We start from the raw sequence: 20,989 nt of genomic DNA on the forward strand, positions 1-20,989 counted from the left end.
CTCGGCCCCGTTTCATTTTCCGCTACGGCAATTCCGGGAAAAAGCGCCGCTTGAGCGCCAGCTCGACGCCGCGCAGCTCCGCCAGCCCTTTCAACCGCCCGATGGCCGAATAGCCCGGATTGGTTTTCTTTTTCAAATCGTCCAGCATCTGATGCCCATGATCGGGGCGCATCGGGATCGGCCGCCGATCGCCCGCCCGCTGCCGACGCCGTTCTTCGGTCAGGATCGCTTCGATCACCGCCACCATGTCCACATCGCCCTGCAGATGCGCCCCCTCGTGGAAGCTTTTCGGGTTTTCCTCGCGGCAGGTGGCGCGTAAGTGGGTAAAGTGAATGCGATCGCCGAAGGTTTCAATCATCCGCACCAGATCGTTGTCGGCGCGCACGCCGTAGGAACCGGTGCACATGGTGAAGCCGTTATGAATGCTGTCGACGGTCTGCTTCAGCCACTGCATGTCTTCGATCGTGGAGACGATGCGCGGCAGGCCGAGGATCGGCCGCGGCGGATCGTCGGGATGCACCGCCAGCCGGATGCCGGCCTCTTCCGCCACCGGCACGATGGCGCGCAGAAAGACCGCCATGTTTTCGCGCAGTTGCGCCTTGTCGATGCCGTCGTATTCCGCCAGGCGGCGGCGGAACTGCTCCAACGTATAGCCTTCTTCCGCCCCCGGCAGCCCGGCGATGATGTTGCCCGTCAGCGTGGCTTTCTCCTCCTCGCTCATGGCGGCGAAATAGGCTGCCGCCTGACTGCGCTCTTGCGCCGTATAGTCCGCCTCGGCGCCGGCGCGTTGCAGGATATGCAGCTCGAACGCGGCGAAGGCGATGTGATCGAAACGCAGCGCTTTGGCGCCGTCCGGCAGCGAATAGGCCAGATCGGTGCGCGTCCAGTCGAGGATCGGCATGAAGTTGTAGCAGACGGTGTCGATGCCGCAGGCCGCGAGGTTGCGCAGCGTCTGTTGATAGTTGGCGATATGCCGCCGCCAATCGCCGCTGTGGGTTTTGATCTCTTCATGTACCGGCACGCTCTCCACCACCGACCACACCAGCCCTTTTTCCGCCAGCAGCGCCTGCCGCGCGCGGATCTCGTCGATCGGCCAGACTTCGCCGTTCGCAATATGGTGCAGCGCCGTGACCACCCCGGTCGCTCCAGCCTGACGCACGTCATCCAAAGAGACCGGATCGTTCGGGCCATACCAACGCCATGTTTGTTCCATGTTGTATCCTTATGCCTGTCTCGCATCGCGATGTTGTTATACCAGTTTAATTTAGATGTCAGCTATCTTTAACTTACTCTTTCGCCGCGCGCTGTCAAAATTGAACCATCCATTGGTTGATCCGCTTCACGATTCTGGCTTATTTTGGCCTGACCAATTCCCTTAACCTGCCGACAACTTTAGACTGATGGCAGTTTTTTATCGCCGGCGCCCCGCTGTCCATGCGTCGGCAAACTGGTCCGCTAACTTGACGCAAGTGGCCCGCCAGCTGTCTACTCGCTTTGGAGATGAGATGAATACGATCGCCAACACCCCGCTGCCGGGCGCCGTCCGGCAACCGAATTATGATCGCCGGGCCCTGCGCAGCCGCATCGTGCACCTGGGTTTCGGCGCGTTCCACCGTGCGCATCAGGCGCTGCTGACCGATCGGGTGTTGAACGCCCAGGGCGGCGACTGGGGCATTTGCGAGATCAGCCTGTCCGGCGGCGTGCCGCTGTTTCAGGCGCTGCGGCAACAGGATCATTTATACAGCGTGCTGGAGAAAGGCGCGGACGGCCATCAGGCCCTGGTGATCGGCGCAGTGCATGAGAGCGTGCACCGCAAGCTGGAGGGCATCGCCGCGGTGTTGGAGAAGCTGGCCGAGCCGCAGGTGGCGATCGTCTCGATGACCATTACCGAAAAGGGCTACTGCATCGAACCCGGCAGCGGGCGGCTGGATCGGCGGCATCCGGGGATCGTCGCCGATCTGGCGGCGCCGCATCAGCCGCAGACCGCGCCCGGCATTTTGGTGGAGGCGCTGCGGCTGCGGCGTGAACGCGAGCTGCCCGCCTTCACCCTGCTCTCCTGCGACAATATTCCGGAGAACGGCCACGTGCTGCGCCGGGCGGTGCTCGATTTGGCGCAGGCGCGGGATCCGTCGCTCGCCGACTGGATCGCCTCCGCCGCCACCTTCCCCTGCACCATGGTCGATCGCATCGTGCCGGCCGCCACGCCGGCCACGCTGGACGAGATCGCCGCCGCGCTGGGCGGCGTGCGTGACGAATGCGCCATCGCCTGCGAGCCCTTCATTCAATGGGTCGTGGAAGACAATTTCGCCGCCGGACGCCCGGCGTGGGAGCTGGCCGGCGCCCAGTTGGTCCGCGATGTGCTGCCGTTTGAGCATATGAAGCTGCGCATGCTGAACGGCAGCCACTCGTTCCTGGCATATCTCGGTTACCTGGGCGGCTACCGCTATATCAACGAGTGCATGGCGGACGAGCACTACCGCCGCGCCGCACAGCGGCTGATGCTGTGCGAGCAGGCCCCAACCCTGAGCGTCACCGGCATCAGTCTGCCCGACTACGCCGCACAGCTTATCGCGCGCTTCAGCAATCCGGCGCTGCAACACCTCACCTGGCAGATCGCCATGGACGGCACGCAAAAGCTGCCGCAGCGCCTGCTGGACGCCGTGCGCTGGCATCTGCGGCACGGCGGCGACTATAGCGGGCTGGCGCTGGGCGTGGCGGGCTGGATGCGGTACGTCGGCGGTGTCGATGACGCCGGCCAGCCCATCGACATTCGCGATCCGCTGGCAGATGTCCTGCAACAGACGATCGCCGCCACTCCGGACGATCGGCGGCGCGTAACGGCGCTCCTGGCGCTGAAATCGGTGTTTGGCGAACAGCTGGCGACGCATGCCGCGTTTATCGAGGCGGTGACGCAAGCCTATTTGTCACTGCGCGATCGCGGTGCGCGTGAAACGGTGAAGGAGTGGGTGAAGCGGTGAAGTGCCTGCAGGCTGAGAATAACCATGCCGGCGTAACGTTACGCCGGCATGGCGGAACGACTTAACGATAAACGACCGTCATAACAGCAAGTTTCTTCTGTTGGTCTACCCACTTCATTTCGGTTGTGCCAAGATTCAGCGGAAGTTCTTTGCGTGTAGTATCAAAACCTGACAACGCTTGCTGGGCCTGATAATGCTGGCCGTTGCGGTAACATTGCGTATTCGCCTTAGAATCTGCAATCTTGACCGTGCAAGGACTTTCAACGATAGAGCCGACGAAGCGAATTACCCCGCCGGCCACTCCTGCCTGACTCACTGCCGTCCATGAAAACAACATTCCTACGATCAAAAATAACCGAAAGGTATTCATGGCAACCTCATTTTTAGTTAAGCCAATTTAACCATAGAGGATCTTGTTCGGAATAATCGCAAGGAAAGGGACGAGATTTGATCGTTAATCGCGTCATTAACAATGTAAAAACAAGCTACTAACAAAAGTTAACCGTATCTAATACAGGGTTTTATCTAAGAATTTTCTTGCCAAAAAAAAGTGGATTTTGCCGGTTGAAAAGCGCAGGGTGGCGTGCAAAATTTGCGAGGCAGAGCACAAATTAAATCGCGCTCGCCGCCGCGACCGCGCAGAATCGCTCATTTATTAGGCAGGTTGATTTTTGCACCCAGGAATGATTAATGACTAAAACCAATCTGATTACCGGCTTCCTCGGCAGCGGTAAAACCACCGCCATCCGCCATTTGCTGGCCCATAAGCCCGAGCATGAACGCTGGGCGGTACTGGTCAACGAATTCGGCGAGATCGGTATCGACGGCGCGCTGCTGGCGGACAGCGGCGCGGTGCTCAAAGAGATCCCCGGCGGCTGCATGTGCTGCGTCAACGGCCTGCCGATGCAGGTGGGTCTGAATATGCTGTTGCAGCAGACCAAACCGGACCGTCTGCTGATCGAGCCGACCGGGCTCGGGCATCCGAAGCAAATCCTGTCGCTGCTGACCCAGGAGAGCTATGCCGGCTGGATCGATCTGCAGGCCACGCTGTGCCTGCTGGATGCCCGTCAACTCAGTCAGCCCCGCTACCGCGACAACGAAAACTTCCGCGATCAGCTGGCCGCGGCCGACGTTATCCTGGCCAGCAAAAGCGATACCTATCGGCCGGAAGACAGACGGGCGCTGGAAGCCTGGACGGCGCAAGATCCGCTGCAGCGGCCCTGCTACGCCATCGCGCAAGGCGAGGCGGATGTCGCGTTGTTGTCACTTCCTCGCACAAATCGTACAGAATTGCCGGACGCACGACATCATCATGGTCAGGCGAAAACGCAAGGACTGGCGGCGTTGCGGCTGCCGGAGAACGCGCGTTGGCGGCGAGCGCTGAACGAAGGGCAAGGCTTCACCAGCTGCGGCTGGATTTTTGACGGCGACACCCGGTTCGACACCGTCGGCTTTATGGAATGGGTGCGGCTGGCGCCGGTCGAACGTGCCAAAGGCGTGGTGCGCATCCCCGAAGGCACGTTGCTGATCAATCGCCAGGGCCAGGATCTCAACATCGAAACCCGCCCGAACGCGCCGCTCGACAGCCGGGTTGAACTGATCCACAGCGAAAATGCCGACTGGAACGCCCTGCAATCCGCCTTGTTTAAGATTCGTTTAAGTTAAACCCCGTACCGTTGCCCCCCCGGTTGCCGCAGGGCGGCCGGTTTTGTTTCATTTTCATTTTTCCAACAGGTTTATGTCATGACACGCCGCAATTTACCCTTCATTCTCTTCTTCAACTTACTGGGCGTTGCGCTGTTTCTGTCCTGGTTCCTGCCGGCCAATCACGGCGGCTGGTTTACCCTGGATTCGGCGATCTTCTTCTTCTTTAACCGCCATCTGGCCACCGACCCGGCATTTTTGCACCTGGTCGCCATCACCAACAACCGCGCGTTCGATGTGATTTCGCTGCTCGCCATGGGCCTGCTGTATTTGTACTTCTACCTGAAGCAGGACGCCGCCGGCCGCCGCCGTCTGGTGATCACCGGCGTGGTGATGCTGCTGACCGCCGTGGTGCTGAATCAGCTTGGCCACCTGCTACCGGTGAAGCATCCGAGCCCCACCCTGACCTTCGACAATATCAATCGCGTCAGCGCATTGACCGGCATCCCCACCAAGGACGCCTCCGGCGACAGCTTCCCCGGCGACCACGGCATGATGCTGATTATTTTTTCCTGCTTTATGCTGCGCTATTTCGGCCGCGGCGCCTTCGCCGTCGCCCTGCTGATTACGCTGATCTTTTCATTGCCACGCGTGATGATTGGCGCCCACTGGTTTACCGATATCGCCGTAGGCTCGCTGTCCGTGGTCTTGGTTGGCGCCAGTTGGGTGCTGATGACGCCTTGCAGCGACTGGATTATCGAACGGTTGAATCGCCTGTTGCCCGGCAAGCACCGCCCCGGCCAACCATAACTTACGTCTATGAGTCATTCCGGGAGGCGCCCGCCTCCCGCGTTTTATCCCCTCGCGATGCGCAAAATTTCTCCGCCCCCCGTTAACGCTTTTGCAACCTGATTTCACGCCAGATTCATACATCGGACAATTGGCGTTTTTTATATGAAGATTTACATTATGTTACATCACAAATTCATATAAAAAAGACCGGAAAAAGACTCGCAATCCCCTATTTGTTCCGGTAATCTCAGATGCGTTTGTGCCTGGTTTAAGTCGAATCAGTACGGAATCCGATAAAAATGTGCGTTCCCGCACGTTTTCAACGGTAACTGATTGTCGATGCAACAGGTGCGGACTAGGCTCGTTTCGTTTGGCATTTTTCAGGTAGCGACTTTCGTCGTTAAGGACTTCAAGGGAAAACAACAACAATGGTCAAATCTCAACCGTTTCTGAGATATTTTTTGCGGGTAGTCCCTGCAATTGCCGCTGCGGTTATGCTGTCAGCGTGCAGCTCGACTCACACTTCGAACTTGAGTAACGCACAAACTGAGATGCGTGCAGTTAATGACAAAGACGGTCTTTTACTGCAAGCCTCTCAGGATGAATTCGAAGCGATGGTCCGCAACGTTGACGTCAAGTCAAAGATTATGGATCAGTACGCGGACTGGAAAGGCGTTCGCTACCGTTTAGGCGGTGACACCAAGCGCGGCATCGATTGCTCGGCGTTTGTACAGCGCACCTTCCGCGAACAGTTCGGCATGGATTTACCGCGTTCTACCTACGAACAGGAAGATCTCGGTAAGAAAATCCAGCGCACCAAACTGCGCGCCGGCGATTTGGTGCTGTTCCGCGCCGGTTCTACCGGGCGCCATGTCGGCATCTATTTAGGCAACGATCAGTTCGTTCACGCTTCTACCAGCAGTGGCGTCATGATTTCCAAGCTGACCGATAACTATTGGAATAAACGTTATCGAGAAGCGCGCCGAGTGTTGACCAACGGCTGACGGCGCAACGCCCTGAAGATCCTGAATACCAAACGAGCGATAAACGCCGCCTACGGGCGGCGTTTTTTTTGGCTGTCAAACGAGAGCCACCGGGGCTGAACCAGGCCTTATCGTCACCTCACACCATTATTTTGATAAACTGCCGGCCGGAAATCGCGCCGACGAGGAAAAACTCGCCTATTATCGTCAGATGACGGCAACGGCGCGCCCGGCGTTATTTAAAACGTTTCCGCTTAATAGGTGCATTATATTTCTGTCGGCGACGCCTTGTATTTAAACGACGTCGCCGGTTGGGTACGGGATAAAAGGCAAAAAATAGAAAAAAAAGCCGTTGGCACAATCCATTAAATGGCTGCGCGACACGCCTGACGCCCCGTTGCAGAGGTCTCGGTTATGGGCTTGAAAAGGGCGTTCTCTCGCAGCGTGTCGCACCGACAGCGCAGTCTGGCCAAAAGCGTTGTCGCCGCCCTGCTATTTTTTACGCTATTCACCGCGGTCACACTTTCTTTGATCAACCACCAGCGCACGCAATATCAACACAAGGTTGAAGCGCGTACGCAAAAATTCGCGCTGGGTTATATCTCGCACCTGACGGATGTCATGCAAAAAATGATGCCGCTGCTAGACAAACCCTGCCTCTCAAGCCAGTCGGACATCACCTATCAGGCGGCCTTTACCAGCGGCGTACGCACCTTCCTGCTGGTGAAAGACGGTTACGCCTACTGCTCCTCCGCCACCGGCGACATGATGCTGCCGATGAAAAACCTGTATCAGGACATCGATACCCACCTGCCTTTGGATCTGAAGCTGCAGCAGGGCACGCCGATCGTGCCGGACAAGCCGGCGGTCGCGGTTTGGCTACGGCATCCTGGCGCATCGGCGACCGGCATCCTCGCCACGCTGGACATCAATTTGATGCCCTACCTGCTGTTCACTTCGCATGACGAGCAGGCGCCGGGCATCGCCATCGTGATGGGCAACCGCGCGCTGACCACCTTCAGCCCGAACCTGATGCCGATCGCGCAGTTGCCGCAAGACAAGGCGGACACCCTGACGCTGCCCAATCTGCCGCTGAGCATCCTGTTCTACAACGAGAAACTGACGCCCAACGATATTCGCCTGACGCTGCTGGGCAGCCTGGTGCTGTCGCTGATGATCGGCGTGCTCTGCTACTACATGCTGCTGTTGCGGCAAAGCCCGGAGCGCGCGCTGCTGCGCGGCATTAAGCGCAACGAGTTCTTCATCGAATATCAGCCGGTGTTCCATACCGGCAGCAACAGCATCGGCGGGCTGGAAGCGTTGATCCGCTGGCAGCATCCTATCGAGGGCCGCATTCCCCCGGATGTCTTTATCCCGTACGCCGAAAGCAACGGGCTGATCGTGCCGCTCACCCGCCATCTGTTCAGGCTGATTGCCGAAGATGCGCCGCAGCTCGCCAAGGCGCTGCCGCGGGGAGGCAAGGTCGGCCTCAATATTTCCCCCGCCCACCTTAGCGCGCCGTCATTCCATCAGGACGTGTATGAACTGTTGGCGCAGCTGCCGGGCGATTACTTTACGCTGGTGTTTGAAATCACCGAACGCGGCATGGTGGAAGAAGAGAGCGCGCTGGCGGAGTTCGACTGGCTGCATAAACAGGGCATCGAGATCGCGGTGGACGATTTTGGCACCGGCCACAGCGCGTTGATCTATCTTGAGCGTTTCACCATGGATTACCTGAAGATCGATCGCGGCTTCGTCAACACCATCGGCCAGGACACCGTCACCGCACCGGTGCTGGATGCGGTGATTTCGCTGGCGAAAAAGCTGAAAATGCTGACGGTAGCCGAAGGGGTGGAAACCGCCGAGCAGATGCAGTTCCTGCAAGAACGCGGCGTTAACTTCATGCAGGGCTATTACTTCAGCAAGCCGCTTAGCATCGCTAATTTCGTCGCTTACTGCAATGCTCATCAGGTCTTTGATTATCAGGAAAAAATAGTTAATCTTTAAGCATCTTTACCCTGCGCCCGCCCGAAGAATGTTATGCTGGGCGCCGGTTGTACTTTATTCCACAGCAGGAGCTTACCGTCTGATGTCCGTGCGCATTTTCGCTGCTCTGGTGCTCTCGGCACTGAGCTTCGCCTCGCAGGCCGAAGCCCTCAACGAAAGCTACGCTTTCGCCCTTCTCGGTGAACCGAAATACGCCGCCGACTTCAGCCATTTCGACTACGTCAATCCGGCGGCGCCCAAGGGCGGCGACGTGCGCCTGGCGGCCATCGGCACCTACGATAACTTCAACCGCTTCGCTACCCGGGGCGTGCCCGGCGAGCGCACGGATCAACTTTACGACACGCTGTTCGCAACGTCCGACGACGAACCCGGCAGCTTTTATCCGCTGATTGCCGAATCGGCGCGCTTCCCGGCCGACATGCGTTGGGTGGAAGTGGATATCAACGCCCGCGCGCGTTTCCACGACGGCAGCCCGATCACCGCCGCCGACGTGGCCTTCACCTTCAGCAAATTCATGGCCGAGGGCGTGCCGCAGTTTCGCTCCTACTACAAAGGCGTCACGGTCAAAGCCATCTCTCGGTTGACGGTGCGCATTGAATTCCCGCAGCCGAACAAAGAAGCGATGCTGTCGTTATTCGGCAGCCTGCCTATTCTCCCGGCCGCCTTTTGGCAAAACCATAAGCTCAACGAGCCGCTCAACACGCCGCCGCTGGCCAGCGGCCCGTATAAAATCGGCGATTATCGCCTCGGCCAGTACATCACCTATCAACGGGTGCGGGACTACTGGGCCGCCAACCTGCCGGTGAACCGCGGCCGCTATAACTTCGACAGCATTCGCTACGATTATTATCTGGACGATAAAGTGGCGCTGGAAGCGTTCAAGGCCGGCGCTTACGATTTCCGCATCGAGCCGTCGCCCAAGAGCTGGGCCACCCAGTATCAGGGCGGCAACTTCGCGCGCAACTACATCATCAAACAGGACGAGACCAACCAGGCGGCGCAAAACACCCGCTGGCTGGCGTTCAACATCCAAAAACCGCTGTTTGCCGACCCGCGCGTGCGCGAGGCGATCACCCTGGCTTTCGACTTTAACTGGATGAACAAGGCGCTGTATTACAACGCCTATCAACGCGCCGACAGCTATTTCCAAAACACCGCCTACGCCGCCCGCGGCTATCCGGACGCCGCCGAACTGGCGCTGCTGGCGCCGCTCAAAGGCCAGGTGCCGCCTGAGGTGTTCACCAGCATCTATCAACCGCCCGCCTCCGACGGCAGCGGCAACGATCGGCAAAATCTGCTGAAGGCGACCCAACTGTTGAAAGAGGCCGGTTGGGTGGTCAAAAATCAAAAGTTGGTCAACGCCAAAACCGGCCAGCCGTTCGCCTTTGAGCTGATGCTGCTGAGCGGCAGCAACTTCCAGTACGTGTTGCCGTTCCGCCACAACCTGCAGCGGTTGGGCATCGATATGGCAATCCGCGAGATCGACGCCTCGCAATATACGCGCCGCATGCGCGAACGCGACTTCGATATGATGCCGACGGTGTACATGGCGATGCCGTTCCCCACCGCCAATTTACGCATCATTTGGGATTCGGAGTACATCAACTCCAGCTATAATACCCCCGGCGTCAAGGACCCGGCGGTCGACAGCCTGGTCAGGCAAATCGCTGAGCATCAGGGCGACGAAAAAGCGCTGCTGCCGCTCGGCCGCGCGTTGGATCGGGTGTTGACCTGGAACCGCTACATGCTGCCGATGTGGTACTCCAACCACGACCGCTATGCCTATTGGGACAAGTTCTCCACGCCGCCGATCCGCCCGGCCTACGCCATCGGCTTCGACAACTGGTGGTACGACGTCAACAAGGCGGCGCGCTTGCCGGCTCAACGGCAATAAGGAGTCGGCATGGCAGCCTATCTGATACGCAGACTGTTGCTGGTGATCCCTACGCTGTGGGCGATCATCACCATCAACTTTTTTATCGTGCAAATCGCCCCCGGCGGCCCGGTCGATCAGGCCATCGCCGCCATCGAACTGGGTCAGGGCAGCGGTTTCGGCAGCGGCGGGGTCAATGAAGGCCTGGGGCACGCCAGAGCCGGCGTCCCGGCCGCGACCGAAGGGCAATACCGCGGCTCGCGCGGCCTGGATCCGGAGGTGATCGCCGAGATCACCCAGCGTTATGGCTTCGATAAACCGCTGCACGAACGCTATTTCACCATGCTGTGGAACTACATGCGCTTTGACTTCGGCGACAGCCTGTTTCGCGGCGCTTCGGTGATGCAACTGATCGGCCAAAGCCTGCCGGTCTCCATCACGCTGGGCCTTTGGAGCACGCTGATCATCTATCTGGTGTCGATCCCGCTCGGCATCCGCAAGGCCGTCCACAACGGCAGCGCGTTCGATACCTGGAGCAGCACGCTGATCATTATCGGCTACGCCATTCCGGCGTTCCTGTTCGCCATCCTGTTGATCGTGCTGTTCGCCGGCGGCAGCTATCTCGACTGGTTCCCGCTGCGCGGCCTGGTCTCCAGCAACTTCGATACCCTCTCGTGGCCGGCGAAGATCGCCGACTATCTGTGGCACATCACGCTGCCGGTGCTGGCGACGGTGATCGGCGGTTTCGCCACCCTGACCATGCTGACCAAAAACTCGTTCCTCGACGAGATCCGCAAACAGTACGTCACCACCGCTCGCGCCAAGGGCCTGGACGAGAAAAAGATCCTGTACCGCCACGTGTTCCGCAACGCCATGCTGCTGGTGATCGCCGGTTTTCCGGCCACCTTTATCAGCATGTTTTTCACCGGCTCGCTGCTGATTGAGGTGATGTTCTCGCTCAACGGCCTGGGGCTGCTGGGTTACGACGCCACGCTGCAGCGCGACTACCCGGTGATGTTCGGCACGTTGTATATCTTCACCCTGATCGGCCTGCTGTTGAACATCCTCAGCGATATCACCTATACCCTGGTCGATCCGCGCATTGACTTCGAGGCCCGCCAATGAGCCGCCTTAGCCCAATCAATCAGGCGCGCTGGGCGCGTTTTCGCCGCAACCGCCGCGGTTACTGGTCACTGTGGATCTTTCTGGCGCTGTTCACGCTCAGCCTGGCCGCCGATCTTATCGCCAACGACAAACCGCTGTTGGTGCGTTATGAAGGCCGGCTATACCTGCCGTTTATGATCAACTACAGCGAAACCGCGTTCGGCGGCGAACTGAACACCGAAGCCGACTATCAGGATCCGTTCGTCCAGCGCCAAATCGACCGACATGGCTGGGCGATCTGGGCGCCGATCCGTTTCAGCTACGACACGATCAACTTCGCCACCGAGGTGCCCTTCCCCTCCCCGCCTTCGCGCCATAACCTGCTGGGCACCGACAGCAACGGCGGTGACGTGCTGGCCCGCGTGCTGTATGGTTTTCGCATTTCGATGCTGTTCGGCCTGGCGCTGACGCTGTTTTCCAGCCTGATCGGCGTGTGCGTCGGCGCGACACAGGGGTATTACGGCGGGCGTTTCGATCTGTGGGGGCAACGCTTTATCGAAGTGTGGTCGGGCATGCCGACGCTGTTTCTGATCATTCTGCTGTCGAGCATCGTCCAGCCCAATTTCTGGTGGCTGCTCGGCATCACTATTCTTTTCGGCTGGATGAGCCTGGTGGGCGTAGTGCGCGCCGAGTTCCTGCGCACCCGCAACTATGACTATATCCGCGCCGCGCGCGCCATGGGCGTGCCGGATCGCGTGATCATGTCCCGCCACATGCTGCCCAACGCCATGGTGGCGACGCTGACCTTCCTGCCGTTTATCCTCTGCGGCTCGATCACCACCCTGACGTCGCTCGATTTTCTCGGCTTCGGTCTGCCGATCGGTTCGCCGTCGCTAGGCGAACTGCTGCTGCAAGGCAAAAACAATCTGCAGGCGCCGTGGCTCGGCATCACCGCCTTCCTGGTGCTGGCAGTGCTGCTGTCGTTATTAATCTTTATCGGCGAAGCGGTACGCGACGCCTTTGACCCCAGCAAGGCGCATTGATATGGCTACACCTCTGCTCGCCATCCAGGATCTCAGCATCGCCTTCCGCCAGGGCGACGCCGTCACGCCGGTGGTCAACGAACTCTCTTTGCAAATAGCCCCGGCGGAAACGCTGGCGCTGGTGGGAGAATCCGGCTCCGGCAAAAGCGTCACCGCCCTGTCGATACTGCGACTGCTGCCCGCGCCGCCGGTGGTTTACCCTGGCGGCGATATTCTGTTCAACGGCAACTCGTTGTTGCATGCGCCGGAGGCTGAACTGCGCAAGGTGCGCGGCAATCAGATCGCGATGATCTTTCAGGAACCGATGGTGTCGCTCAATCCGCTGCACACCATTGAGAAGCAACTGGCGGAAGTGCTGATGCTGCACCGCGGCCTGCGGCGCGAAGCCGCACGCGCAGAGATCGTCGACTGTCTGGAGCGCGTCGGCATCCGCCAGGCCAAAACCCGGTTGCAGGACTATCCACATCAACTCTCCGGCGGTGAACGCCAACGCGTGATGATCGCCATGGCGGTGTTAACCCGCCCGAAATTGCTGATTGCCGACGAACCCACCACCGCGCTCGACGTGACTATCCAGGCGCAGATCCTGACGCTGTTGCAAGAATTGAAACAAGAAATGGGCATGGGGTTGCTGTTCATCACCCATAACCTGAATATTGTGCGCCGTCTGGCGGACAACGTGGCGGTGATGCGTCAGGGCCGTTGCGTGGAGCAAAACGGCCGCGCACAGCTGTTCAGCCGGCCGCAGCATCCCTACACACGGCAACTGCTGGCCGCCGAGGAGGTCGGCGAACCGCTGCCGCTGCCGGCCGCAGCCAGCGCGCGCCCCGGCGATGAGCGGCCGCTGCTCAAGGTGGAAGATCTGCAGGTGCGATTCCCCATTCGGCGCGGCCTGCTGCGCCGCACGGTGGACTATCACTATGCGTTGAAGTCATTGAGTTTCGAACTGCGCGCCGGAGAGAGCGTGGGGCTGGTGGGGGAATCCGGATCGGGTAAAAGCACCACCGGGCTGGCGCTATTGCGTCTGCTGGCCTCGCAGGGGGCCATCTGGTTCGACGGCGAACCGCTGCACCCGCTGACGATGAAACAAATGCTGCCCTACCGCAGCCGGATGCAAATCGTCTTCCAGGATCCGTATTCCGCCCTCAACCCGCGCCTGAACGTACAGCAGATCATCGCCGAAGGGCTGGAAGTGCACCAGCGGCTGAACGCCGAGCAGCGGGAACAGCGCGTGATCGAGGTGTTGCAGGAGGTCGGCCTGGATCCGCAGCTGCGCCACCGCTACCCCACCGAGTTTTCCGGCGGCCAGCGCCAGCGCATCGCCATCGCGCGCGCGCTGATCCTGCAGCCGCAGCTGCTGATCCTCGACGAGCCGACCTCTTCACTGGATAAATCGGTGCAGGCGCAGATCCTGACGCTGCTGAAATCGCTGCAGCAACGCCACCGGCTGGCTTATCTGTTCATCAGCCATGACCTGCAGGTGGTGCGTTCGCTGTGCCACCAGGTGATTGTGCTGCGACAGGGAGAAGTGGTTGAGCAGGGAGACTGCCGGGCGATTTTCGCGGCACCCGCAGCCGACTATACCCGACAACTGTTGCAGTTGGCGGATTAGCGGCGAATTCAGAAGGGGTATTGCGCGCTGAGCGGTTCGGCGATCGCGGCGCCGACGTTTTTCAGGCGGCACATCGTCGCGCTCTCATCGCTGCGCTGCACAAACAGGCAAGGTTCCCCTTCCCATTCGACGATCGCGCAGTCGACCTGAATCTCCTGCAACGACAGATTAAGCTGTTGCATCACCTGCCAGGCCTCGGCCCCTTCATGGCTGAGCAGCTTCAGCCCAATCAGGTTGTTATCCTCGTCTATTCCGTTAAACGGAATCGGTTCGACCTTTACGCCGGTGAAACCGGATAGCCAACGATAACTTTGCGGCAAGCGATGCACTACCGAAAGTTGGATACTCTCCACATGAAATCCCTAGTTTGAAAAGGTGAAACACTTTTACCTGACAGGGTTACTAAGTTATAGCCGTTGACTCCCGACTCTGCCGCGCACAAATGTTATTTATATGTAAATTTTGCCGCAAGCCATTAACCTGACCCCGTGCTTGCCGATGCCGTGCCATTTTTTGGCGCGCCGTGCGGTGTTATTTCACGGCATTTTGCGACTCAGCTCGCATTTTTGCGTTATATGTAACCCTTTCCCGCAGCGATCTCAACTCTTTTTTCTTGCAATGCGACTACTTTTTCGTCGCCATATTTTTACATTGAAGAAACATTTCACCCGTCGCGTTAGCGCACCGTCGTCCGCTAATGCCTTGATTTACATCACCCCTATTGCAAACCGCCCGCACCGACCCGCCGGCAAAACGCCGCGCATACCGGAGGATATCGGGCAGCTCAGCGACGATATTTTTTAACAAAAAGCACACAGAAGGGTAAATGACTCATTGATTAGCAGGCATATGTTTAGCAACAAAATTTTCATTGCCGGTTGCACCACAAACTGGCAAGGCGCAACCCTGTGACGGCTCGGGACAACCTCGCCCCGAACCTGGAGAACGTCAGGCTGCGCGATCGCGCGGCCGGCTGGCGTACAGATAGAACAACACCGCCACAATGCTGCACAGCGCCATCGAGGTGACCATCGGCCAGGCACTCTTGCCCGGCGCCATCGACAGAATCGCGCCCACCAGCGCGCCGATGCTGAACCGCAACGTACCGGCCAGGGAAGACGCGGTGCCCGCCATATGCGGAAAATCATCCAGGATCACCGCCATGGCGTTGGAGGAGATCATCGCGATGCACCCCAGATAGACCGCTACGCCGATCACCAGCGCCCAGAAGCCCAGCCCGACGGCGCTCACCGCCAGCAGCCACAGCCCCATCGCCAGCTGCACCAGCAGCCCCAGTTTGAACATCTTGACCGCGCCGAATCGCCGCACGTTGCGGCTGTTGATCAGCGTCGTCAGGAACAGGAAGACGATATTCAGCGCAAAGTAGTAACCGAAGTGCTGCGGCGAAACCTGGTTCAGTTCGATGTAGACGAACGGCCCGGCGCTGAGGAACGAGAACATGCCGGCGAACGAGAAGGCGCTGGCCAGCATGTAGCTCAGCACCCGCTTGTGGCGGAACAGCGAACCGAAGTTGCCCAGCGTAGTGCGCAGGTGGAACCGCTGTCGCCGCTCTTTCGGCAACGTCTCCTTGATGAACAAGGCCACCAGCAGTGAACCGATCAGCGCCGCGGCGCCCATGGTCCAGAAGATGGCATGCCAGTTGAACCACAGCAGCAGCGCCCCGCCGATCATCGGCGCCAGCAGCGGCGCGATGGTCATCACCAGAATGACGAACGACATCATGCGCGAGAACTCGTCCTTGGTGAACATGTCGCGCATCAAGGCGTTGATCACCACGCTGGCGGCGGCGGCGGCCAGGCCGTGCAAGAAACGCAGTCCGATCAGCTGATCGATCGACTGCGCCATGGCGCAGGCGCAACCGGCGATGGCGAAGATCAGCGTTCCCCACAGGATCACCGGTTTGCGGCCGATGCTGTCCGACATCGGCCCATAGAACAGCTGCCCGAAGGCGAAGCCGAGCATATAGGCGCTGAGCGTCATCTGCACGCTGCCGGACTCGACGCCAAACTGGGCGGCGATCACCGGCATGCTGGGCAGGTACATGTCGATGGCCAGCGGCATCAGCATGGACAGCAGGCCCAGAATGAAAATCAAACCGAGATGAGAGGTTCGGTTCTGTTGCACGTTCCACGACTCCTTAATCGGCCGCAATCAATGATCGGTTATCAGTCCTGCAGGTGCGGCGCGCCCACGCTGGCGATCTCTTCTTCGGTCAGTGGGCGGTATTCGCCCGGCGCAAGATCGTCATCCAGCACGATGGCGCCGATGCGCTCACGGTGCAACTCGATCACCCGGTTGCCGACCGCAGCGAACATCCGCTTCACCTGGTGGTAGCGCCCTTCGCTGATGGTCAGGCGCACCACATGCTCGTCAACCTGCTCCAGCGTCGCCGGCCGCGTCAGATCTTTCTCGTTGTGCAGTTGCACCCCTGCGGCGAAACGCTGCGCGGTGTCTTCCGCCAGCGGGTGCTCCAGCGTCACCAGATAGGTTTTCTCGCAGTGGTGGCGCGGCGAGGTGACGCGGTGCGACCACTGGCCGTCATCGGTCATCAGCACCAGCCCGGTGGTGTCGATATCCAGCCGCCCGGCGGCGTGCAGTTTGTACGCGACCGGCTCATCGAGGAAGTACAGCACCGTCGGATGATCGGGATCGTCGGTGGAGCAGACGTAACCCTGCGGTTTGTTGAGCATGAAATAGCGCGGGCCGTTCTGCTGCTGCAGCGGATTGCCGTCGAACGCCACCTCTTGTTCCGGGGTCAGTTTGACAGCCCCGCTCTTCACCACCTCACCGTCTACGGTGACGCGTTTAGCCCGAAGTTCGCGCGCGACCAGCGCACGGCTGATGCCTAACTGCTGAGATAAAAACTTGTCCAATCGCATGGGATCTGCTTTGCCTGTCGTTGTTATGATCGCATTGATCGTATTGCCAAAATATGACGCCCGCCGTTGCACCGGGTGCAAATGGCAGGCTCAGGGGGGAAATCGCGTGGGGGCACAGCGATTGCTGTCACACGAGTATAGCGGCACAACGCGCTGCCCGACAGGGGTAATTTTCACGCTTCTCGCACCGCGCGCGCTCAGAAGGCATAATATAGACATTTCTCGGTCGCCCGGGGCGTAAAATGTCAGCGTTTCTGTGGCAACAGCGCTGACAAACCTAACCCCGCGGCCCACTCCAACCTACGGCGTTCATTTATGGCCTTTACCCTACGCCCCTACCAACTGGAAGCGGTCGAAGCCACCATCAACCATTTCCGGCGGCATCCCGAGCCTGCGCTGATCGTGCTGCCGACCGGCGCCGGCAAAAGCCTGGTGATCGCCGAGCTGGCGAAGCGCGCCCGTGGGCGAGTGCTGGTGTTGGCGCACGTCAAGGAACTGGTGGCGCAAAACCACGCCAAATACTGCGCCTACGGCCTGGAGGCGGACATCTTCGCCGCCGGGTTGCAACAAAAAGAGAGCGCAGGCAAGGTGGTGTTCGGCAGCGTGCAGTCGGTGGCGCGCAACCTGCCGCTGTTCGACGGCGCCTTCTCGCTGCTGATCGTCGATGAATGCCATCGCATCAGCGACGACGACGACAGCCAGTACCAGCAAATCATCCAGCACCTGCAGAAAACCAACCCGCAATTGCGGCTGCTGGGGCTGACCGCCACGCCGTACCGGCTGGGCACAGGCTGGATTTATCAGTACCACTACCACGGTTTCACCCGCGGCGACAGCGCCAGTCTGTTTCGCGACTGCATCTATGAGCTGCCGCTGCGCTACATGATTAAACACGGTTTTCTGGTGCCGCCGGAGCGGCTGGATATGCCGATCGTGCAATACGACTTTAGCCGTCTGGAGGCCAGGAGCAACGGCCTGTTCAGCGAAGCGGACCTGAACCGTGAGCTGAAACGGCAAAACCGCGTCACGCCGCACATCATCAGCCAGATTGTGGAGTATGCCGACGATCGCAAAGGGGTGATGATCTTCGCCGCCACCGTCGAGCACGCCCGCGAGATCCACGGCCTGCTGCCGAACGGCGAAGCCGCGCTGGTCAGCGCCGAAACGCCGCCCGCCGAGCGCGATGCGCTCATTGAGGCGTTCAAGCAGCAGCGGCTGCGCTATCTGGTCAACGTGGCGGTGTTAACCACCGGCTTCGACGCGCCGCACGTCGATCTGATCGCTATCCTGCGCCCCACTGAGTCCGTCAGCCTGTATCAGCAGATCGTCGGGCGCGGGCTGCGTTTGGCGCCCGACAAAAAGGATTGCCTGATCCTCGACTACGCCGGCAACCCGCACGATCTGTTTACGCCGGAGGTCGGCGTCAGCAAACCGCACGGCGACAGCCAGCCGGTGCAGGTGTTCTGCCCGGCCTGCGGTTTCGCCAACCTGTTTTGGGGCAAGTGCACCGAAAACGGCGACATCATCGAACACTACGGCCGCCGCTGCCAGGGCTGGCTGGAGGACGACGACGGCCACCGCGAACAGTGCGATTACCGCTTCCGGTTCAAGAGCTGCCCGCACTGCGGCGCGGAGAACGATATCGCCGCGCGCCGTTGCCATCAGTGTCAGGAGGTGTTGGTCGATCCCGACGACATGCTGAAGGCGGCGCTGAAGCTGAAAGACGCGCTGGTGCTGCGTTGCGGCGGCATGGAGTTGCAAAGCGGCCGCGACGAAAAGGGCGAATGGCTGAAGGCCACCTATTACGACGAGGACGGCACCAGCACCAGCGAGCGCTTCCGCCTGCAGACGCCGGCGCAGCGCAAAGCGTTCGAGATGCTGTTCCTGCGCCCGCACCAGCGCGCGCCGGGCGTGCCGTTCGCTTGGCACACCGCCGCCGACGTGCTGGCGCAACAGCAAGCGCTGCGCCATCCGGATTTCGTGGTGGCACGCAAGCGCGGGCAGTTTTGGCAGGTGCGTGAGAAAGTGTTCGATTATCAAGGCCGTTTCCGCCGTGCCAATCAGTTGGCCTGAGCGAACGGCCCTCAATCTGGGCAGGTTTTCGTTGCCCTGTGGGCGGCTTTCCGTTAAAATGCCGCGCGCTTTACCTGGGCCTGCCCAGCGTTAAAGCGGAATTCCGAACTTGCTACTTGGGTCGCCTGTAGCAGGGTAAATTTTCTTTTAAGAGAAAAAACAATGTTCACTATCAATGCAGAAGTACGTAAAGACCAGGGTAAAGGTGCGAGCCGCCGCCTGCGTGCAGCAAACAAATTCCCAGCTATCGTTTACGGTGGCAAAGAAGCTGCAGTTTCCATCGAATTGGATCATGATTCTGTCAAGAACATGGAAGCTAAACCAGAATTCTACAGCGAAGCAGTAACTCTGGTTATCGACGGTAAAGAAACCAAAGTTAAGGTTCAGGCTGTACAGCGTCACCCGTTCAAGCCAAAACTGGCTCACATCGACTTCGTTCGCGTTTAATCGCTACGTTTTCGAACCTTTCGGGACGCCGAAATAAAGAACGCCGCAATTGCGGCGTTTTTTATTGTCTGCGATTCGGCAAGCTTACTTGCCGCTGCCGGTCCGGCGCTGCAGCTGATCGCGCAGGTTCGGCGGCGTGCCTCTGATGGTCAGCGTGTCGGTGGCCGCATCCCAGAAAATGCGCTCGCCCAGCAGCATGGCGTCGAAGTTCAGACTGATACCGCCGCCGCTGCCGGCGAATTTGGTCAGCTGGCGCAGCGTGCCGCGATCCGCCGGGAAGCTGTCTTCCAGCTGATAGCCTTGCTCGCTGGAGAACTGCATGAAGTCTTTCTCACCGACCGGCGACAGTTCCTGCGACAGCGCCTGCAGTTCGATCTCTTCGCCCGCCTGCAGCTGTTCGTTGCAGTAGCTGTACACCTGCTGGCGCACCGACTGGCGCTCATTCTTGTCCAGCTGCGCGTCGGCGCAGTAGTCATCCACCGCCTGCAGCAGCCCGCGGTTTTGCGCCTTGGTGTCCAACCCTTCGGACGCCGCCAGGAAATCCATGAAGAAGTCGGCGACCTTACGGCCCACGCGCCCGCGCAGGAAGGTCAGATAGCGGGTCGATTCCGGGTTGGTTTCCCACTCGGTCAGATCGATGCGCGCAACGATATCGGCGTTGTTGATGTCCAGATAGTGCGTAGTGTTGATATCCAGCTCTTCGTTGACGCGCATGCTGTTACGGCTGTTCAGCACCGCGATCAGCAGGTACTCGACCGCCAGATAACGGTATTGACCGAACAGCACCACGCCGCCTTCGGCGAATGGATACTTCGCCAGTTCGTCGCGCAGACGGCCGGTCGCCGCGCGGCTGAAGGCCAGAAAGTCCTTATCGTCCTTGCGGCAGGTGCGCAGCGCTTCCGCCAGCTCGCTGCCCTCGTTGAACAAGCCCAGGGCCTTGCTCTTGGCGCTGTAGACGCGATGCAGTTCCGCCATCATTTCTTCCACCGCCGCGTTGGTGGGAAGCAAGGAATCGCGCAGCACCACGTCCAGCGTTTGCTCGTCGCGTTTCACCAACTGGTGCAGAGCGATCTGGTCGATATCCAGACTCATGGTAAATCCTCCTGTTCTTTAGGCGCGTATTCAAACACTGAAGGCCCCGCCCTGCAATACTAAAAAACCGCGGCAAACCGGAAAGGCGCAGCGGTGAGCCGCCCCGCCGCGGGCGAACCCTTTCCCGAATGACAGGAAGTGATAAAAGAGCGGAAAATCACTGTCCTATACGGTAAGATAGGGCACTTTGCAGATTACTAAGCGCAATTTTATGCCACAATCATCCCGTTACAGTGACGAACACGTTGAACAACTGCTCTCAGAGCTGGTCAATGTTCTGGAAAAACACCATACCCCCACCGATCTTTCCCTGATGGTGCTGGGCAATATGGTCACTAATTTGATCAACACCAGCGTTGCCCCCGCGCAGCGGAAAACCCTGGCGAGATCGTTCGCGGAAGCCCTGCAGGCTTCTGTCCGTGAAGATAAAGCGCATTAATA

At 59.4% G+C, this 20,989-nt stretch carries 18 protein-coding genes; 12 read left to right on the forward strand and 6 right to left on the reverse strand.

Translation table 11 applies throughout. The annotated features are described in order from the left end of the window. Positions 1-22 precede the first annotated feature (22 nt). Positions 23-1,213: a mannonate dehydratase gene (uxuA, locus tag SERRSCBI_RS16090; RefSeq protein ID WP_042785058.1), complete on the reverse strand. Its 1,191-nt coding sequence runs from the start codon at positions 1,211-1,213 to the stop codon at positions 23-25. A gap of 292 nt (positions 1,214-1,505) precedes the next feature. Here uxuA and SERRSCBI_RS16095 point away from each other — a divergent pair, with 292 nt between their 5' ends. Beyond that, a complete protein-coding gene (locus SERRSCBI_RS16095) occupies positions 1,506-2,978 on the forward strand; it encodes a mannitol dehydrogenase family protein (RefSeq protein WP_042785059.1) in 1,473 nt (490 codons plus the stop codon). A 61-nt stretch (positions 2,979-3,039) separates the two neighbouring features. Here SERRSCBI_RS16095 and SERRSCBI_RS16100 read toward each other — a convergent pair whose 3' ends face one another. Continuing rightward, the gene (locus tag SERRSCBI_RS16100) at positions 3,040-3,348 is read right to left on the reverse strand and encodes a type 1 fimbrial protein (protein ID WP_004935734.1); all 309 of its coding nucleotides are present in this window, start codon (positions 3,346-3,348) and stop codon (positions 3,040-3,042) included. A 320-nt stretch (positions 3,349-3,668) separates the two neighbouring features. Between SERRSCBI_RS16100 and SERRSCBI_RS16105 the strand changes: the two genes are divergently transcribed. From SERRSCBI_RS16105 to yejF, 8 genes are all read left to right on the forward strand, one after another. Further along, entirely contained in the window at positions 3,669-4,643 is a 975-nt protein-coding gene (locus tag SERRSCBI_RS16105; RefSeq protein ID WP_033652532.1) for a GTP-binding protein, read from the forward strand. 78 nt (positions 4,644-4,721) lie between these two features. Beyond that, positions 4,722-5,432, forward strand: a complete 711-nt coding sequence (locus SERRSCBI_RS16110) for a phosphatase PAP2 family protein (RefSeq protein WP_033643814.1) — start codon at positions 4,722-4,724, stop codon at positions 5,430-5,432. 410 nt (positions 5,433-5,842) lie between these two features. Next, positions 5,843-6,418 carry a bifunctional murein DD-endopeptidase/murein LD-carboxypeptidase gene (mepS, locus tag SERRSCBI_RS16115; protein WP_033643815.1) on the forward strand — a complete coding sequence of 192 codons (576 nt, stop codon included), beginning with the start codon at positions 5,843-5,845 and terminating at the stop codon, positions 6,416-6,418. Between the two features lie 393 nt (positions 6,419-6,811). Continuing rightward, positions 6,812-8,404 carry a cyclic di-GMP phosphodiesterase gene (locus tag SERRSCBI_RS16120; protein WP_042785060.1) on the forward strand — a complete coding sequence of 531 codons (1,593 nt, stop codon included), beginning with the start codon at positions 6,812-6,814 and terminating at the stop codon, positions 8,402-8,404. Positions 8,405-8,486: 82 nt separating this feature from the next. Continuing rightward, complete coding sequence (locus tag SERRSCBI_RS16125) at positions 8,487-10,298, forward strand: extracellular solute-binding protein (RefSeq protein WP_042785061.1); 1,812 nt, start codon at positions 8,487-8,489, stop codon at positions 10,296-10,298. Between the two features lie 9 nt (positions 10,299-10,307). Next, on the forward strand, positions 10,308-11,402 hold the full coding sequence (locus SERRSCBI_RS16130; RefSeq protein ID WP_033643818.1) for a microcin C ABC transporter permease YejB: 1,095 nt from the start codon (positions 10,308-10,310) through the stop codon (positions 11,400-11,402). Continuing rightward, positions 11,399-12,424 carry an ABC transporter permease gene (locus SERRSCBI_RS16135; RefSeq protein ID WP_042785062.1) on the forward strand — a complete coding sequence of 342 codons (1,026 nt, stop codon included), beginning with the start codon at positions 11,399-11,401 and terminating at the stop codon, positions 12,422-12,424. The genes SERRSCBI_RS16130 and SERRSCBI_RS16135 overlap by 4 nt, the downstream gene beginning before the upstream one ends. 1 nt (position 12,425) lies before the next feature. Beyond that, positions 12,426-14,036: a microcin C ABC transporter ATP-binding protein YejF gene (gene yejF, locus SERRSCBI_RS16140; RefSeq protein WP_042785063.1), complete on the forward strand. Its 1,611-nt coding sequence runs from the start codon at positions 12,426-12,428 to the stop codon at positions 14,034-14,036. A gap of 8 nt (positions 14,037-14,044) precedes the next feature. On the opposite strand, the gene SERRSCBI_RS16145 is transcribed toward yejF, so the two are convergent. The 3 genes from SERRSCBI_RS16145 to rsuA all read right to left on the reverse strand — a co-directional run bounded on the left by SERRSCBI_RS16145 (position 14,045) and on the right by rsuA (position 16,936). Further along, positions 14,045-14,389 (reverse strand): YejG family protein, encoded by a 345-nt coding sequence (locus tag SERRSCBI_RS16145; protein WP_004935763.1) that lies wholly within the window; start codon positions 14,387-14,389, stop codon positions 14,045-14,047. Positions 14,390-14,984: 595 nt separating this feature from the next. After that, entirely contained in the window at positions 14,985-16,181 is a 1,197-nt protein-coding gene (locus tag SERRSCBI_RS16150; protein WP_042785064.1) for a Bcr/CflA family multidrug efflux MFS transporter, read from the reverse strand. A 41-nt stretch (positions 16,182-16,222) separates the two neighbouring features. Beyond that, complete coding sequence (gene rsuA, locus SERRSCBI_RS16155) at positions 16,223-16,936, reverse strand: 16S rRNA pseudouridine(516) synthase RsuA (protein ID WP_033652527.1); 714 nt, start codon at positions 16,934-16,936, stop codon at positions 16,223-16,225. 315 nt (positions 16,937-17,251) lie between these two features. Here rsuA and SERRSCBI_RS16160 point away from each other — a divergent pair, with 315 nt between their 5' ends. Both SERRSCBI_RS16160 and rplY read left to right on the forward strand, forming a co-directional pair. Next, positions 17,252-19,009: a DEAD/DEAH box helicase gene (locus tag SERRSCBI_RS16160; protein ID WP_042785066.1), complete on the forward strand. Its 1,758-nt coding sequence runs from the start codon at positions 17,252-17,254 to the stop codon at positions 19,007-19,009. 162 nt (positions 19,010-19,171) lie between these two features. Further along, the gene (rplY, locus tag SERRSCBI_RS16165; RefSeq protein ID WP_004935776.1) at positions 19,172-19,456 is read left to right on the forward strand and encodes a 50S ribosomal protein L25; all 285 of its coding nucleotides are present in this window, start codon (positions 19,172-19,174) and stop codon (positions 19,454-19,456) included. Positions 19,457-19,540: 84 nt separating this feature from the next. On the opposite strand, the gene yejK is transcribed toward rplY, so the two are convergent. Further along, positions 19,541-20,548 carry a nucleoid-associated protein YejK gene (yejK, locus tag SERRSCBI_RS16170; protein ID WP_042785067.1) on the reverse strand — a complete coding sequence of 336 codons (1,008 nt, stop codon included), beginning with the start codon at positions 20,546-20,548 and terminating at the stop codon, positions 19,541-19,543. Positions 20,549-20,759: 211 nt separating this feature from the next. Between yejK and SERRSCBI_RS16175 the strand changes: the two genes are divergently transcribed. Continuing rightward, entirely contained in the window at positions 20,760-20,987 is a 228-nt protein-coding gene (locus SERRSCBI_RS16175; RefSeq protein WP_004935782.1) for a YejL family protein, read from the forward strand. Positions 20,988-20,989: the final 2 nt, after the last annotated feature.

The organism is Serratia sp. SCBI, assembly GCF_000747565.1.
GTDB lineage: Bacteria > Pseudomonadota > Gammaproteobacteria > Enterobacterales > Enterobacteriaceae > Serratia > Serratia ureilytica.

Excerpts from the sequence above, each read along its gene's own strand:
- rsuA (WP_033652527.1), bottom strand. The coding sequence starts at position 16,936 with ATGCGATTGGACAAGTTTTTATCTCAGCAGTTAGGCATCAGCCGTGCG.
- SERRSCBI_RS16130 (WP_033643818.1), top strand. The coding sequence starts at position 10,308 with ATGGCAGCCTATCTGATACGCAGACTGTTGCTGGTGATCCCTACGCTG.
- rplY (WP_004935776.1), top strand. The coding sequence starts at position 19,172 with ATGTTCACTATCAATGCAGAAGTACGTAAAGACCAGGGTAAAGGTGCG.
- SERRSCBI_RS16110 (WP_033643814.1), top strand. The coding sequence starts at position 4,722 with ATGACACGCCGCAATTTACCCTTCATTCTCTTCTTCAACTTACTGGGC.
- SERRSCBI_RS16135 (WP_042785062.1), top strand. The coding sequence starts at position 11,399 with ATGAGCCGCCTTAGCCCAATCAATCAGGCGCGCTGGGCGCGTTTTCGC.
- uxuA (WP_042785058.1), bottom strand. The coding sequence starts at position 1,213 with ATGGAACAAACATGGCGTTGGTATGGCCCGAACGATCCGGTCTCTTTG.
- SERRSCBI_RS16125 (WP_042785061.1), top strand. The coding sequence starts at position 8,487 with ATGTCCGTGCGCATTTTCGCTGCTCTGGTGCTCTCGGCACTGAGCTTC.
- SERRSCBI_RS16175 (WP_004935782.1), top strand. The coding sequence starts at position 20,760 with ATGCCACAATCATCCCGTTACAGTGACGAACACGTTGAACAACTGCTC.
- yejK (WP_042785067.1), bottom strand. The coding sequence starts at position 20,548 with ATGAGTCTGGATATCGACCAGATCGCTCTGCACCAGTTGGTGAAACGC.
- yejF (WP_042785063.1), top strand. The coding sequence starts at position 12,426 with ATGGCTACACCTCTGCTCGCCATCCAGGATCTCAGCATCGCCTTCCGC.
- SERRSCBI_RS16095 (WP_042785059.1), top strand. The coding sequence starts at position 1,506 with ATGAATACGATCGCCAACACCCCGCTGCCGGGCGCCGTCCGGCAACCG.
- mepS (WP_033643815.1), top strand. The coding sequence starts at position 5,843 with ATGGTCAAATCTCAACCGTTTCTGAGATATTTTTTGCGGGTAGTCCCT.
- SERRSCBI_RS16100 (WP_004935734.1), bottom strand. The coding sequence starts at position 3,348 with ATGAATACCTTTCGGTTATTTTTGATCGTAGGAATGTTGTTTTCATGG.
- SERRSCBI_RS16120 (WP_042785060.1), top strand. The coding sequence starts at position 6,812 with ATGGGCTTGAAAAGGGCGTTCTCTCGCAGCGTGTCGCACCGACAGCGC.
- SERRSCBI_RS16105 (WP_033652532.1), top strand. The coding sequence starts at position 3,669 with ATGACTAAAACCAATCTGATTACCGGCTTCCTCGGCAGCGGTAAAACC.
- SERRSCBI_RS16160 (WP_042785066.1), top strand. The coding sequence starts at position 17,252 with ATGGCCTTTACCCTACGCCCCTACCAACTGGAAGCGGTCGAAGCCACC.